Source organism: Aquimarina aggregata, assembly GCF_001632745.1.
GTDB classification, from domain to species: Bacteria; Bacteroidota; Bacteroidia; order Flavobacteriales; family Flavobacteriaceae; genus Aquimarina; species Aquimarina aggregata.
Genome location: NZ_LQRT01000035.1, coordinates 583472 through 600024, shown reverse-complemented (window position 1 = coordinate 600024; position 16553 = coordinate 583472). Strand labels below are relative to the sequence as shown.

11 protein-coding genes are annotated in these 16553 nt (G+C 32.8%); 7 read left to right on the top strand and 4 right to left on the bottom strand.

Annotated elements, in window-relative coordinates; translation table 11 throughout:
- The first annotated feature begins 83 nt into the window (after positions 1-83).
- On the top strand, positions 84-1061 hold the full coding sequence (locus AWE51_RS20880) for a ribonucleotide-diphosphate reductase subunit beta (RefSeq protein ID WP_066317728.1): 978 nt from the start codon (positions 84-86) through the stop codon (positions 1059-1061).
- 314 nt (positions 1062-1375) lie between these two features.
- The gene (locus AWE51_RS20875; protein ID WP_066317726.1) at positions 1376-3841 is read left to right on the top strand and encodes a ribonucleoside-diphosphate reductase subunit alpha; all 2466 of its coding nucleotides are present in this window, start codon (positions 1376-1378) and stop codon (positions 3839-3841) included.
- A 79-nt stretch (positions 3842-3920) separates the two neighbouring features.
- On the opposite strand, the gene AWE51_RS27055 is transcribed toward AWE51_RS20875, so the two are convergent.
- Positions 3921-6791 (bottom strand): FAD-dependent oxidoreductase, encoded by a 2871-nt coding sequence (locus AWE51_RS27055; protein WP_232517422.1) that lies wholly within the window; start codon positions 6789-6791, stop codon positions 3921-3923.
- Positions 6792-7020: 229 nt separating this feature from the next.
- Here AWE51_RS27055 and AWE51_RS20865 point away from each other — a divergent pair, with 229 nt between their 5' ends.
- Positions 7021-8364, top strand: coding sequence for a deoxyguanosinetriphosphate triphosphohydrolase (locus tag AWE51_RS20865; RefSeq protein ID WP_066317834.1), 1344 nt, complete (start codon positions 7021-7023; stop codon positions 8362-8364).
- 168 nt (positions 8365-8532) lie between these two features.
- Here AWE51_RS20865 and AWE51_RS20860 read toward each other — a convergent pair whose 3' ends face one another.
- Positions 8533-10026: a hypothetical protein gene (locus AWE51_RS20860; RefSeq protein ID WP_066317723.1), complete on the bottom strand. Its 1494-nt coding sequence runs from the start codon at positions 10024-10026 to the stop codon at positions 8533-8535.
- Between the two features lie 459 nt (positions 10027-10485).
- The gene (gene dxs / locus AWE51_RS20855) at positions 10486-12252 is read right to left on the bottom strand and encodes a 1-deoxy-D-xylulose-5-phosphate synthase (RefSeq protein ID WP_066317722.1); all 1767 of its coding nucleotides are present in this window, start codon (positions 12250-12252) and stop codon (positions 10486-10488) included.
- 96 nt (positions 12253-12348) lie between these two features.
- Between dxs and AWE51_RS20850 the strand changes: the two genes are divergently transcribed.
- From AWE51_RS20850 to AWE51_RS20835, 4 genes are read left to right on the top strand one after another with little or no spacing between them, the layout of a single operon-like run.
- The gene (locus AWE51_RS20850) at positions 12349-12798 is read left to right on the top strand and encodes a nucleoside deaminase (RefSeq protein WP_066317720.1); all 450 of its coding nucleotides are present in this window, start codon (positions 12349-12351) and stop codon (positions 12796-12798) included.
- A 15-nt stretch (positions 12799-12813) separates the two neighbouring features.
- The gene (locus AWE51_RS20845; RefSeq protein WP_066317718.1) at positions 12814-14733 is read left to right on the top strand and encodes a DUF294 nucleotidyltransferase-like domain-containing protein; all 1920 of its coding nucleotides are present in this window, start codon (positions 12814-12816) and stop codon (positions 14731-14733) included.
- A gap of 12 nt (positions 14734-14745) precedes the next feature.
- Positions 14746-15408: a 3'-5' exonuclease gene (locus AWE51_RS20840; protein WP_066317716.1), complete on the top strand. Its 663-nt coding sequence runs from the start codon at positions 14746-14748 to the stop codon at positions 15406-15408.
- Between the two features lie 60 nt (positions 15409-15468).
- Positions 15469-16242 (top strand): hypothetical protein, encoded by a 774-nt coding sequence (locus tag AWE51_RS20835; RefSeq protein WP_066317713.1) that lies wholly within the window; start codon positions 15469-15471, stop codon positions 16240-16242.
- A 46-nt stretch (positions 16243-16288) separates the two neighbouring features.
- Here the strand turns inward: AWE51_RS20835 and AWE51_RS20830 are convergent, their stop codons facing one another.
- Positions 16289-16486, bottom strand: a complete 198-nt coding sequence (locus AWE51_RS20830; protein WP_066317711.1) for a cold-shock protein — start codon at positions 16484-16486, stop codon at positions 16289-16291.
- Positions 16487-16553 lie beyond the last annotated feature (67 nt).

Here is a 16553-nt window from a genome sequence, read left to right as displayed (position 1 = left end):
GAACTTTTACGGTATTTTTTGATCTTTGTTAGTCCATAGCGGAAAGAGAGAAATTGTAAGAAAAACAGCTAAAAAAAATTAAGATGAGCATCGTAGAACCTATTTTGCAAGAAAACAAAGATCGATTCGTGATTTTCCCGATTCAACATCATGATATTTGGGAATGGTATAAAAAATCCGAAGCTAGTTTTTGGACTGCAGAAGAAATTGATTTACATCAGGATCTTACAGATTGGTCTACAAAACTTACAGCAGATGAAAAGTATTTTATCAAACATATTTTAGCATTTTTTGCAGCATCAGATGGAATTGTAAATGAAAATCTTGCAGAAAATTTTGTAAATGAAGTTCAGTATAGTGAAGCAAAATTTTTCTATGGTTTTCAGATCATGATGGAAAACATTCATTCTGAAACGTATTCACTACTTATAGATACTTATGTAAAAGACGAAAAAGAAAAAGATTTACTGTTTAATGCAATTGAAAATTTCCCTGCGATTAAGAAAAAAGCAGATTGGGCTTTAAAATGGATCGATTCTGATTCTTTTGCAGAACGTCTTATAGCATTTGCTGCTGTAGAAGGGATTTTCTTTTCAGGAGCATTTTGTTCTATTTTTTGGCTTAAAAAACGTGGACTAATGCCAGGTTTAACATTTTCTAACGAGTTAATATCTAGAGACGAAGGTGTTCATTGTGACTTTGCAGTACACTTGCATAATAAACACTTAGTAAACAAAGTGCCAAAAGAAAGAATTCGTGAGATTATTGTAGATGCGTTAAATATAGAAAGAGAGTTTATTACCGAATCACTTCCTGCAAGTTTAATAGGTATGAATTCAAAATTAATGACGCAGTATCTAGAATTTGTTACAGATAGATTATTAGTAGAATTAGAATGTGAGAAAGAATACGGAACCGCAAATCCATTCGATTTTATGGATATGATTTCCTTGCAAGGAAAAACTAATTTCTTTGAAAAAAGAGTTTCAGAATATCAAAAAGCTGGAGTACTCAACAAAGATACCGAAGAGAACAAAATAAGTTTTGATGCCGATTTCTAGTTCTTAGAAATTACCTCCAAACATTAATAATATAATCATTCTGAGCTAGTCACAAACATTTCTTCTGTTTTATGAAGATTAGCTCAGTTTGATACAGCTTTTTAAAAGCGAGTTACAACAACAAAAAGGGACGAAAGTCAGAGAATTATATTTGATGTAGTAGGGCTATTCTAATTTAGAATTGTAAAGATTCTGTTTATTAGCTTATTTCTAGTAGATGAAATATGATTTTTTGGGATTCAAATTGTATAATTAGCAACACAAAGTAATTGCATTTTCTTCTAGGGAAGAAAGTTTTAAAAACCAAAAAACGTATGTATGTAGTAAAAAGAGATGGACGTAAAGAACCAATTATGTTCGACAAAATTACCGCAAGGGTAAGAAAATTATGTTATGGGCTTAATCCATTAGTTGACCCAGTAAAGGTTGCGATGAGAGTGATAGAAGGATTGTACGATGGGGTGACAACTAGTGAGTTAGATAATCTTGCAGCAGAAATAGCAGCAACGATGACGATAACACACCCAGATTATGCCAAACTTGCGGCTCGAATTTCAGTCTCAAATTTACACAAGAATACAAAGAAAACTTTCTCAGAAGTAGTAACTGATCTATATGAGTATGTTAATCCGCGAACAGGTAAAAAAGCACCGTTAATCGCAGATGATGTATATGATGTGATTATTAAGAATAAAGAGAAATTAGATTCTACTATTATATATAATCGTGATTTTGGTTATGATTATTTTGGTTTTAAAACATTAGAACGTTCATACTTACTTAAGATAAACGGTAAGATTGCAGAACGTCCGCAACATATGCTTATGCGAGTTTCTATAGGGATTCATCCAAATGATTTGGATGCAGCTATAGAGACCTATGAGTTAATGTCTAAAAAATATTTTACACACGCTACCCCTACATTATTTAACGCTGGAACACCAAAACCACAAATGTCATCTTGTTTTCTTTTAACAATGAAAGATGATAGTATAGATGGTATATACGATACGTTAAAGCAAACGGCTAAGATTTCTCAATCTGCAGGAGGTATAGGGTTATCTATTCATAATGTTCGTGCTACAGGATCATACATAGCAGGAACTAATGGTACATCTAACGGTATTGTACCTATGCTTAGAGTGTATAATGATACAGCTCGTTATGTTGATCAAGGAGGAGGAAAAAGAAAAGGATCCTTTGCAATATATGTAGAACCATGGCATGCAGATATTTTTGACTTCTTAGATCTTAAGAAAAACCATGGTAAAGAAGAAATGCGTGCGCGTGATTTGTTTTATGCAATGTGGATTCCTGATTTATTCATGAAACGTGTACAAGATGATGCAGAATGGACATTAATGTGTCCTAACGAATGCCCTGGTTTATTTGATATCCATAGTGATGAATTCGAAGAAGCGTATTTACGTTTTGAATCAGAAGGTAAAGGACGTAGAACTATAAAAGCACGTGAACTTTGGGAGAAAATCTTAGAGTCACAAATTGAGACAGGTACACCGTATATGTTGTATAAAGATGCTGCAAACCGCAAATCTAATCAACAAAATTTAGGAACTATTCGTTCTTCTAATTTATGTACAGAGATCTTAGAATATACAAGCCCTGATGAAGTAGCAGTTTGTAATCTTGCCTCTATAGCATTACCAATGTTTGTGAAAAATGGAGAATTTGATCATAAAGAACTGTTTAGAATTACAAAACGAGTAACTAAAAACTTAAACAAAGTAATTGATCGTAATTATTACCCGGTAAAAGAAGCCGAAAACTCTAATGTACGTCATCGCCCGATTGGTTTAGGTGTACAAGGTTTAGCAGATACTTTTATACAATTACGTTTACCATTTACAAGTGATGAGGCTAAAAAATTAAATCAAGAGATTTTTGAAACACTTTATTTTGCTGCAGTAACGGCATCTATGGAAGAAGCAAAAGTAGATGGAGCTTACCAGAGTTATGAAGGGTCTCCGATATCAAAAGGAGAGTTTCAATACAATTTATGGGGTATAAAAGATGAAGAGTTAAGTGGTCGTTGGGATTGGGCAAAATTGCGTAAGCAAGTGCTTAAAAATGGTGTGCGTAACTCATTATTAGTTGCTCCTATGCCAACAGCATCTACTTCTCAGATATTAGGAAATAACGAAGCTTTTGAGCCATACACAAGCAATATTTATACAAGACGTGTATTATCAGGAGAATTTATAGTAGTTAATAAGCATTTATTAGAGGATTTAGTAAAGTTAGGATTATGGACAGATGATCTTAAAGATGCTATTATGCGTGCAAATGGATCTATCCAAAATATAGACATTATTCCGCAAGATCTTAAAGAGTTATATAAAACTGTTTGGGAGCTAAGTATGAAAGATATTATTGATATGTCACGTCATAGAGGGTATTTTATTGACCAGTCTCAATCATTGAACTTGTTTATGGAAGGTGCAACGATGGCAAAATTAACATCTATGCATTTCTATGCTTGGAAAAGTGGATTGAAAACAGGAATGTACTACCTAAGAACAAAATCTGCCGTTGATGCTATTAAGTTTACACTTAAAAGTGAAAAGAAAGAAGATGTACAACCTGAAAAAGTAGCTGTGGCTGCTGCACAGGTGATGGAAGCGCAAGCAACTGCTAAAGCAGAACCAAAATCAGAGCCAGTTCCTGTAGAAGGAACAGCGCTTTCTCCAGAAGAACTTCGTGCAATTATAGCACAATCAAAAGAAGGCGAAGGAGACGACTGTTTAATGTGTGGATCTTAAGATCCAATTTATAATAGGGAAAAAGGGGAAGTTTTCATAGGATACTTCCCCTTTTGTGTTTACTGTAAATAGCTTATTTTTACCATCCGATATAATAATCCTGATCTAACCAAGAAGGACATTCTAGTTCATATTTCTCTCTCATAATATGTTCTGCAACACAAAACGCACCTTCAACCCATCCTTGTTGATCAGAGTAGGCTTCTCCCGCAATAAAGATTCTTTCTTCTTTATAAGGATGTCTCATATATGGCATTACTTCCCATACTTTATAATTGTTTTTCCATGCGTGATAACCGCCGCCATAAGGATCTTTTGTCCAATCTTTAAAAGCAGAAGTATACGGATTCGGTATTTCGATAGCTGGACCGTGTAATTCTTTTACTTGACTCATAACTTCGTCTACCATTACCTTACTGGCGTGTTCATAATTTGGATATATTGTATTTTTAGCACGTACAAGTCTTGTTTCTGTAGTCTGGAATTTCTCTCCTTTTTCTAATGCTTGCCAGAAACTTACAGTTCTCATATCATTATAACTGGCTAGAAATAGAGAATGTGAGTTTTTAGGATCAACACCAAAATAATAGCATTGCCTCATAGGTAAATCAGTAATGGATTCACCTGCTTTTGCGCCTAAACCTTTTTCCCACCAAGGATCCTCAAACCCTAGTAATATTTTAAAAGAAGGTTCAGGAGTTACAGAATTCATGTTGTTGTGTAATTTCTGTTGTGTGTCTATATTAAAGAAGAAATTATCTTGGTCTAATAACTCTAAGGAACGTTTGGGCATCCCAAGTATAATGTCTTTTGCTTCTACTTCCCAAGTATCCTTTTTTTCGAGATTATAAAAAGTTAATATGTATTTGTATTCACTCGAATTGTCTGGGTTTTTTCTAAAAGTTTTCAGCCTGTTTTTAATACGTATTTTTCCTCCTTTTTGAATAAAATCATCGGCTAGGCAAGTTAAAACCTGATCGTAACCTCCTTCGATGGTTTTGTATTTTACAGCATCACTGGCAAAGTCACCAACCATATAAGGAAAAGCCTCTGCAGCATTCCAGTTTATGGTATTAGAATAATATCCTCCTGCCTGAGCTAAAAATTCATAACATTCTTGCGAAGAACGATCTTTTAATAAATTCCAGAAGCCAATTTTATAGACAAGCATATTTTCATAGGGACCAGGAAATCGATACACTAGCTTTTGTTTAACCTCGTTCCATACTTCTCTTGCATAAGGGCTTTCTTGAATTTGTTTTAAAGAATATCCGTCTGCTTCAAGTACTTCACTTATAATTTCAGTAAATATATCATCAGAGCTTTTTCCTTTAAATTTATCCTCAACAAAATATCGGGTTTCAAAATGCTCTCCTGTAATTTTTGCTTGAGAAAATCGATTCGCAAAAAAACGTTGTTTCCTTAAATAAAATAAATGATGATTGGCATCACCCATAGGAAAATCAATAGGCTTTAGAGCATATTGAGTAGAAAACACATCTTCTATTAAGGCAGTAACTATTTTTTGCTCTGTCATATAACGCATACCACCCAATTCTCCTACAACATTCATCCCAGGAAGTTTGATAGATTCTAGTCTTCCACCAATTCGATCACTTAGATCAAAAATTCCTACATCCAAGTTTAATTTGTTGCCATTTTTGTCTGTACCGTTTAACAAACGATACCCCGAATATAAACCAGAAGCTCCCGCACCTACAATGGCTACATCTAATTTTAGATTTTCTCTTTGTGTAGTCAATAATCTATTGCTTATTTCACCTCTTACAACTGGCCACTGAATTTTGAAAGGAGAGATGTCAAATTTGGTAGTGCCTGTAACAGCTAAATCGGCCAATATTTTTCCAAGTAAGGGTATAAATTTAGCGGCCCAACCACCAGTATATACTATAATATTCTTATGATTATGAACCCACTCAGGAAGTGTGTCAATCATGAGTTCTTTATTGTTATTGTTTAGTGTAATTAAGCAAGTAGATGTAAATTCTGCCTGATCGTTTAATCCAATCATATGCTCTTTTACCCAATTTGAGTTAAGTTGTAAGCTTTTTTCACTAGGTTTTCCTGATCTTTGTGAAGGATCTTTTAAAATAGCGTCCGGAATATCTGGAGCCACTCTAATATAACCTGGGTTGGCCCAGTTTACCTCTGGAAACCCATAAAATAAACTAGTGTTTTGCGGTTCTTGAAAAACGAACCACGTTGGGAGTTTAATATCTTCAATTTTTTTATAGTAAGCAGAAGACATTTCCCATATATCAACATTTACAGATAATCCAAAATGTTTTAATATGTCATTGATATACGCTCCAGGAGTAATAATTAGTTTTTCGGTACTAAATGATTCATTGGCTGTTGAAACAGTAATTATTCCATCGTTTTTAGATTGTATATCAGTTACTTTTTCATATTCTTTTAATTCGATATTTTTAGAACTATTAGCGATATTAAATAAAGTTCTTAAGGTTGCACCTAGATCAATAATTCCTCCATCTTCTTGAAAGAAACCAAAATAATCTTTGGGTAAATCTTTAAAAGGAAAGTCTTTTTCTATCTCTTTAGCAGTTAACTCTGTAAATGGGATTTTTAATTCCTTCATGACATCTATTGCTGCTTGTATACCACCTTCTTGAGAACTAATTGAAGGGTCACCAAACCATAAGGAACCAACTTTATCGATGAGGATATCTTTAGTTGATTTTTGTAATTTATCCCAATATGGGATAGAGTCTAATGCAAGTTGTGCCATGTACTTTTGTGCATATTGAACTCTAAACTGTCTTGATAGACCCGCAGAACTTCCTTTATCGTTAAAAAAACCAAATTGTTCGAGAACAAGAGTTTTTTTTCCTGAAGTACTTAACTCGGCAGCAGTCGAAAGACCCATAGCTCCTCCACCAATAATAATGATGTCATAGTCTGTTTTCATATAGTTTGATTTTATGTGGTATACTCAAATTTGACATAAAAATTTGAATAAAAATATTTCATCGTATTTCCTGTTTAAGAGTGAAATAATTGGTGTGATAATTCATTTACTCCTTGATTTTTGTTTTATTACCAATTCAAAGAATAAAATGATATCATACATTACGCGATAATAGTATCTTTGATACCATTATTACTTTTATGACATATAGTTAGAATTTTAATTTATGATGAATTGGGAGCAACTTCTGTCTTTAAAACGACAAGGAGATACAAATAAAAGATTACGTAAAGAACAGGATGAAACTCGACTGGGCTTTGAGGTAGATTATGATAGGATTATTTTTTCTTCTGCTTTTAGAAGTTTACAAGATAAAACTCAGGTAATACCGTTATCCAAAACTAGTTTTGTACATACCAGACTAACGCATAGTTTAGAGGTATCGGTTGTTGGTCGTTCTTTGGGTAGAGTAGTGGGTAAAAAGATTTTAGAAAAGCATCCTCATTTAGATACTATTCATGGGTACCGTTTTAATGATTTTGGAGCCATTGTCGCTGCAGCTGCATTGGCGCATGATATAGGTAACCCACCGTTTGGACATTCTGGAGAGAAAGCTATAGGAGAGTATTTTAAAACCGGTAGCGGAACCCGATACAAAGAACAACTTACAGAAAAACAATATCAAGATCTAATTGATTTTGAAGGAAATGCTAATGGGTTTAAAATTTTAACAGAGTCTAGAGAAGGTATAGAAGGCGGACTCAGACTATCTTATGCCACTTTGGGTGCTTTTATGAAATACCCAAAAGAATCACTGCCTAAAAAGCCAACATCACATATCGCTCACAAAAAATTTGGATATTTTCAGAATGAAAAATCTTTTTTTGATGAAGTAGCAGAAGATGTAGGTTTAGTAAAATATAAGATAGGAGGTGAGGTTACTTACAGTCGTCATCCGTTAACGTTTTTGGTTGAAGCAGCAGATGATATATGTTATACCATTATCGATTTTGAAGATGGTATAAATCTAGGATTAATTGATGAAGAGTACGCCTTAGAGTACTTAATCAAATTAGTTAAAGATACGATCAATACATCAAAATATAATAAATTAGCTACTACCGCAGATCGATTAAGTTATTTGCGAGCATTGGCAATTAATACCTTAATACAGGAAGCAGCTAGTGTGTTTGTTGATCATGAAGAACAGATATTATCAGGAGAATTTGATATGGCGCTGATTGATAAGAGTAAATACGAGGCCCAAATTGATGATATTATTAAAATTAGCGTAGATAAAATTTACCAAAGTCAAGAAGTAACAGAAAAGGAAATTGCGGGATATGAGATTCTGGCAACACTACTGGATCGATATTGCGTGGCTACCGATAATTTTAATCAAAACAAGAGCTCAAATTATGATAAACTTATTTTAAGGGCAGAAGGTCAAAATTTTGATTATAAAAATGAAAATTTATATAGTCGCTTAATAAGTATAAGTAATTATGTAGCTAGCCTTACTGATGGAAATGCCTTATTGAAATTTCAGAAAATACGAGGGTTACAGTTGTGAAGAAATTACTTAAATAATAATTCTTATACATTGAATATGCAAAATCAACCATTTTAGAATATGTAAATATAACCTTGTTTTCAGAGTTATATTTACATATTCAGGATTCCCAGTTTTTTATCAGTGGACTTTCGGACTTAAAGCTGTTCTAAGAATATTTATGAACAATTAATTTTGTACCCTGATAGGTTCTACACTTATTCCAAATAACCCTGTATAATATCGTCTAGTAATATACCTTCTTCTATGTTTTTTACCAGTGTAAACATTATCTGCGAAATTAATAATTACTTCACCTAATTCATCATTTCCTTGTGTGATTTTTTTCTGTACCGATTGTGAAACATTTTGTTCTAGACTAGCTCCAAATTTAAGGCCTATTTTTTTTAGTATGCCGTCAGTTGGATCAATAGAGAAATTATTCGCAAATTTCACAAGTCTTGTATCAGTAATTGTCGTTGTTTCAGTTAAATCGACTTCTTCTATTTCTATTTTTATTGATGAAGCATACTGATTTAAATCCCAGTTAAAAAGCGGAAGCATCATCCTTTTTGTCTTAGAGTATATAGATTCAAACACATATATATTTATATTTTCAGTAAGTTGTCTATACTCAATAAGAAATAATTCTTCAGGTTTAGCAGTGAAAAATGTTGTTAATTCTTCTCCAACACCATTACGTGCATTTATTAAAACCTTTACTTTAAATTCAAAAAACCCTCCGGTCCAACCTGATGAGTTTTCTTTTTTCGAATTTAGGTAATTGGGTTCACCACTTTGGTCAGCAATCTTTTGATATGCGTTCATAGCATCTATTAAAACAAAATCTGTAATATGCTCTTGAAAATCAAAAGAAAATTGATCTCTTGTGTTATTTTGTGTTAGATCGTAATATATATAATCCCTATGCCATCCATCTGTATTTTTATATATATCATATGCATCTAATATCTTCTGATCTAGCCTTCGCGTTCTTCTTTTTGATATATTTTGTACTTTAGATCTATCGAAAGCATCACTTAAAAACTGAAAGCTTCTATTATCTTTTGTTGAAAATTCAGCTCCTTTAAGATAGCGATTTTCTTTAGTCAGTCCACTATTATAAACTATTCTCTCATTTTCTTTTATTACGATTATGGGAAACCCAGGAATATGACCTCCTTTTATAATATATTCTTCTCCTAGATTGTTAATTACAGGAACATGGTTTGTATTATTCATTCTTATAGCTACTTCAGGCACTTCATTTTGAACATCCCAAAGTTCTGCTGAAAAAGAGTTTTTTGGTAAAGTAGGTACTAAAATAGTTAGAAGAGGAACTTGATTCTCTATCTCATCTAGACGATTTTCATCTTTATAATATTTTTTTAATACATCCCTTAATTTCTTTCCATCAGATAGTTGTTTGTTTTTTACCATATGATATAAAATATCATAATCATTGTCAAACATTTTTAATGCTTCATCTTTAATAAATTTCCGTAGAGGAATGCTTTCTTTTAGAGCTAAAGCCATAGCTCTAGCAAAATCTCTTTGAAGTGCAGATTTTTGGTCATAATCAACAGTAATTTCAGAAGTTTCAATGTCACTATCAATTTCATTTTTTTCACAAGAAATAAACGAGATTGATGTAATTAAAAACAATAAAAAGAATTTTTTCATAATTAAGTTTTAAGATTAAATATTAGTTTATACTTTAACTTAATGTGGTTAAGAACAGTTCTGTTTCTTTGTTTTTTCATAAATCCCTGTTAAATTGTAAATCTGAAGATGTGGATATTTTTTTAATACTCTGAAAATGGAATAGTGCCTCGTACATATTGTGAAATTTATAATAATTCTAGATCAAAGTAAAAAAGTTAAATGCTCTTGTACTATAGAATGTGTTGGGAAGTTTTTGTTTTATTATGTTTTAGTTCTATAGAAAATATAGTTTGCGGTATAAATAGCCTTTTTAACATAACATTATGCCTAAGGTGAGCTAATAACTGTTTGATTTTTGTTTGTACGCATGTATGTGTTATAACACATGAAAGTGTTACCCTATAAAATTTATTTTAACTATTTGAAATTGTTACAGTTCTGAATAGAGAAGAATATGCGATAAAACCTGATGAAAAATTAAAGGTTTTCGAGAACTACTTTTTGAATTCCTTTGATAGAAATTCCGCAAATTTCGTATAGCTCATCTGTTGTACCATGGTGGATGAATTGATCAGGAACCCCTAAAGAAGTGATGTTATTTTTAAATTTATATTGATTAGCAAATTCAATAATACTGCTTCCAAAACCACCTTTTATCACACCGTCTTCTACCGTTATAATTGTTTGGTATTGTTGTAATATTTTTTGCAAAAGCGTTGTATCTAAGGGTTTTATAAACCCAAAGTGATAGTGTGCAATGTTTTCTTCGATAGTTTCAATAGCTTGAGTAACATTATGAGCTATGGTTCCGGTAGAGATAATGGCAATTTTTGTTCCTTTATTTAGGCAGTTTGCTTTACCAATTTCTAATTTTTGTGGTGAAACTTTCCAATCAATAATATGTCCTCTCCCACGTGGATATCGAATAGCGATAGGATGTTCTAGTCCTAAAGATGCTGTGTAAAGCATGTGCCTTAATTCAATTTCATTAGCAGGTGCAGCTACAATCATATTCGGGATACAACTTAAATATGCAATATCAAAAACACCGTGATGGGTGGCTCCATCTGCTCCAACCAGACCTGCTCGATCTACACAAAAAATAACAGGTAAGTTTTGTAGTGCGACATCATGAATAACTTGATCGTATGCTCTTTGTAAAAATGTTGAATAGATAGTACAAAAAGGAACTAATCCTTGTGTCGCCATCCCTGCGGCTAGAGTAACTGCGTGTTGCTCGGCAATACCCACATCAAAAGCACGATCAGGCATTTCTTGCATCATATATTTTAAAGAGCTTCCTGTAGGCATTGCAGGAGTGATTCCAACAATTTTATCATTTTTTTGAGCAAGTTCTACCAGTGTATGCCCAAATACATCCTGAAATTTAGGAGGTAGATCTGTACTGTCTTTTGGAATCAAATCTCCTGTAGAAGCGTTAAATTTACCAGGAGCGTGATACTTTACTTGATTTTCTTCTGCTTGTTTTAAACCTTTTCCTTTGGTGGTAATAATATGTAAAAGTTTAGGGCCTTCTATAGTTTTTAATCTTTCTAGGGTGTTTAGTAAAGAAGAAAGATCGTGCCCATCAATAGGTCCAAAATAATTAAAATTTAAGGCTTCTATTATGTTGTTGGTTCTGGGTTTTACTCCAACTTTTGCTTTAGTAAGGTATTCTTTTAAAGCGCCTACGCTAGGATCAATTCCGATTGCATTATCATTAAGTATGACCAGCATATTGGTGTCTGTTACTCCTGCGTGATTAAGTCCTTCAAAAGCCATTCCACTAGCAATAGATGCATCTCCTATAACAGCTATATGTTGCTTGCTGGTATCTCCTTTAAGTTTAGAAGCTATTGCCATACCAAGAATGGCCGAAATGGATGTGGAAGAATGACCTACTCCAAAAGTATCATATTCACTTTCGCTACGTTTAGGGAAACCACTTAAACCATTTAATTGGCGATTGGTGTGAAATGTTTCTCTTCTTCCGGTAAGAATTTTATGGGGATAGGCTTGATGTCCCACATCCCATACTAAAAGATCATTCGGTGTGTCAAAAATATAGTGTAATGCAATGGTGAGTTCGATAACTCCTAAACTTGCCCCTAGATGCCCTTCTTTTGTGGCAACAATATTAATCACAAAATCTCTTAGTTCTTTTGCTAATAGGGGTAATTGATCATCAGAAAGTTTTCTAAGATCTGATGGGTGTTTTATTTTTGAAAGCAATGATGCAGGCATAAAGCAAAAATACTATTTTGTACTATTCTTTGTGAACTTTTATTTCATTGAAAATAAAAATGATTAATTTACTTGCCTTACTTAAAACATGATATCATGCTAGAACCATTTGATGATGCATACTATATGAAAAGAGCCCTTCAGGAAGCTAATATGGCCTATGAAAAAAATGAAGTACCTGTTGGAGCTGTTATTGTTGTGGGGGATAGAATTATTGCAAGAGCTCATAATTTGACAGAGCTTTTAAACGATGTTACTGCACATGCCGAAATGCAAGCAATAACGGCAGCTTCAAATTTTCTTGGCGGTAAGTATTTAAACGAGTGTACGATGTATGTAACATTAGAGCCTTGCCAGATGTGTGCCGGAGCGCTGTATTGGAGTCAAATTAAAAGAGTGGTGTTTGGAGCTATAGATGAACAAAGAGGTTGTGGTATTATGGGGACCAAACTTCATCCTAAAACAGAAATTATTGGGGGAATACTTAAAGAAGAATGTAGCGAACTTATAAAGCGATTTTTTATAGAAAAGAGAAATCTCAATTGACAGATAATCGGAGTTATGAAAAATACGATCGCAGAAAGAATACAAGATTTTTTAAAAGAATTTCCACCATTCGACATTCTTAAAAAAGAAGAGTTATTAGCAATATCTGGTCAAATTAGAGTATTGTATGTTGAAAAAGGAGAACACGTTTTTAAGCAAGATACACTTTGTCACGATGAATTTTATATTGTAAGAGAAGGAGCTGTTGGACTCTATAGAAACACCTCTAACGAAGAAGATTTGGTTGATATCTGTGATGCAGGGGATTTATTTGGTCTTCGTATTATGATTATAAAAAAGAAGTATCGCATGTCTGCCAAAGCAGATGAAGAATCTATTGTATACGCAATTCCGGGACAAGTTTTTGAACCGTTAATCGAGCAAAATATAAAAGTAAACAAATTTGTATTAAGCACTTTTGCATCACATGCACGTCACTATTATACAGAAACGGAAAAAGGAAATCGAATAGATAATACAATCTCAATAGAGGTTGCTAAAGATCTTTCAGAGTTGCGAAGTATCACGTATAGAAAAAAACCTCTTACTTGTCTTTCAGACGATAGTGTCGAGGTGATAGCTAAAAAAATGACGGCTCGAAATACAAGTTATGCAGTTGTTGTTAATGAAGATAAATATCCTGTTGGAATTATTACAGATATAGATTTGAGGGCAAAAGTACTTACGGGAACATACGCTATAGGATCATTAGCTTCAGAAATAATGACATCACCTGTAATTACATATGCCAAAAAACTAACAGTTGCCGAGGCACAAATAGCATTAATTAAACATGATGTTAATCATCTTTGCATAACAAAGGATGGAACACGCAATTCAAAACTAATCGGAATCCTATCAGAACATGATTTATTAGTCTCTTTTGGAAATAATCCTTCGGTTTTAATTAAAGAGGCCAAACGTGTTAAGAAGACTCAGAAGCTAAGATACATTCGTACGCAAGTAAAAAAACTTCTGAAAACGTATTTAGATCAAGATATCCCAACTCCCCACTTATTGCATATTATTTCAGAGATTAATGAGGCATTAATCATTCGTGTTATTGAGTTGGCGTTGGATGAAATGAAAACTGCTCCCCCGGTAAAATTTAGTTTTCTGGTTCTAGGAAGCCAAGGAAGAGGAGAACAGTTACTTTTAACAGATCAGGATAATGCAATTGTTTTTGAAGATGTTGATGATAAAGACTATAAAACAACCCAAAACTATTTTTTAGAATTAGCTTATAAAATAACCAAAGGGCTGCATACTATTGGATTTGAATATTGCCCTGCAGAAATGATGGCGAGTAATCCGAGGTGGTGTATGTCGGTATCAAATTGGGAGAGTCAATTTAAAGATTGGATGATTAAACCCACAGAAGAAGGAACATTATTGTCTTCGATATTTTTTGATTTTCAGTGTGTTTTTGGTGATACCGTTATGGTTGATAAATTATCTAAAGTTGTTTTTGATGGCGTAAATAAAAGTAATAGATTTTTAGGAATGTTAGGAGTAAGTGCCTTGCAAAAACCATCTCCATTAGGGTTCTTTAATCGATTTTTAGTAGAACAGAACGGGGAACATAAAGATTCTTTTGATATAAAATCAAGAGCAATGATGGTATTAATCGATGCTGCTCGAATTTTGACATTACATCATAATGTAAAAAGTATAAATAATACGTTAAAGCGTTATGAAAAATTAGCCGAATTAGAACCCAATAATGCCGCTATTTTTGAAAGCTGTGCAAAGGCCTTTAGGGTATTAATTAAGTTCAGGACCAGACAAGGTTTACTTCATAACGACTCAGGAAGGTTTATTGATTTAAATACACTGACTAAAGAAGATAAATTGAGACTAAAACGATGTTTCAGGCCTATACGAGATATACAAGAAATCTTGAGAGTTCGATTTCAACTTAAATCATTAATGTGATATTTTCTTACTATGGGATTTTGGTTTAAAAAAAATAAAGAAGAGTATCCTGATTTCTGGAAAGAATATGAAAAGTTATTTGATAGAAAAAGTAAAAAATCTACGTTTAAGGATGTTCGTTTTGTGGCTTTTGATACCGAAACGACAGGTTTTGATTATGATAATGATAGAATATTATCTATTGGAGCAGTAGGTATTAAAAATAAAAGTATCCAGGTATCTGATCAAATTGAGGTATATCTAGAACAGGAAATTTTTAAAGAGAGTACTGTAGAAATTCATGGGATACGTAAACATGGGAGTTTGCTAAAACTTTCAGAAAAAGAAGCACTGCGATTATTTATTGCTTATATCGAGGATGCTATCTTGATAGCTCATCATGCAAATTTTGATAAAAAAATGGTGAATAAAGCATTGCAAAGGAATGGACTGGGGGTTTTGAAAAATAAAATTTTAGATACAGCTGTATTGTTTAAAAAAACAAAACATTTAGTGTATCATACAAATAGTCCAGTGCATTATAGTCTTGACGAATTGTGCAATGATCTTAAAATATCTAAAAGTGACAGGCATACGGCTTCTGGTGATGCTTATATCACTGCAATTGCCTTCTTGAAAATAGTCTCTAAATTATTTCGAAACAAAAAAATAGAACTTAAAAGTTTATTGCGATAATCATTATGTTGCAACGATAGGCAGAACACAATGTCTTTTAGTAGAAAGCAATTGTGTAACATGCGTAGCATTACTTTTATTTTAATAGGGTTTATCTCATGCATTGGATATGGTCAAGAGTCTAATTTACTCAAAGGTCGAATAGTAATCGATACTTTAAAATTAGAAACGATACATATTGTTAATAAAACTCAGGAAATAGGTGTGATTAATGATACATCCGGTTTTTTTCAGATTAAAGCAAACCCAGGGGATATAATCAGTTTTTCTTCGGTGCAATATGAAGTTAAAGAACATATTGTTACCCAGAAAGATCTCGATTCTGATGATTTTAGAATAAGTTTAAGGTTGTCTGTTAATCAATTAGATGAAGTTTTTGTATCACAACATTCATTAACTGGTAAAATAGAAAAAGATCTACAGAAGATACCTACGTATACAGAAAATCTACCTTTTTGGAATGCAGCAGAGTTAAAACAAATGGGGGTAGGTACATTTAATGATGCTCAATCTTCTGTTAAAAATACCGTACTTCTTGATGAGATGGATCTAACACCTATGAATTTATTAGGAATCGTTGATCTAGTAGGCAAAGCTTTTAAAGGCAAAAGAAAATATATTGAGACAAATTTTGAAATTGCTGATTTTTACAAAGAGGAATTCGTAATAGAAGCATTAGAAATTCCAGAAACATCATATTATGATTTTGTAGATTTTGTGAATGAACAACCTTATACAGTTGTTGTATTACAATCAAATGATAAGTTGAAAGTGCTAGAGTATTTAATTGCTAAGAGTATAACTTTTAAGGAAAAATATAATATTGAAAAATAAAAAAGCACTACATCTGTAGTGCTTTTGCAGGTTAGATTTTTTTATCTTAATCATGAATTACGCGCACTTGCGCAGCAATAATACCTTTTCTGCCTTCTTCTTCTTCGTACTCAACTTTGTCACCTTCATTTAACGCTTCTCCGTTTAATCCAGATGCATGTACAAAGATGTCTTTTCCTGTTTGGTCGTTAGTGATAAATCCGTAGCCTTTTGATTCATTAAAAAATTTTACTGTTCCTTCCATTGTAATTAAAATAATATTGTAGTTGAATACTAAAGGTAGTTTTAAATTTTTTATGAATAGTTAGGGA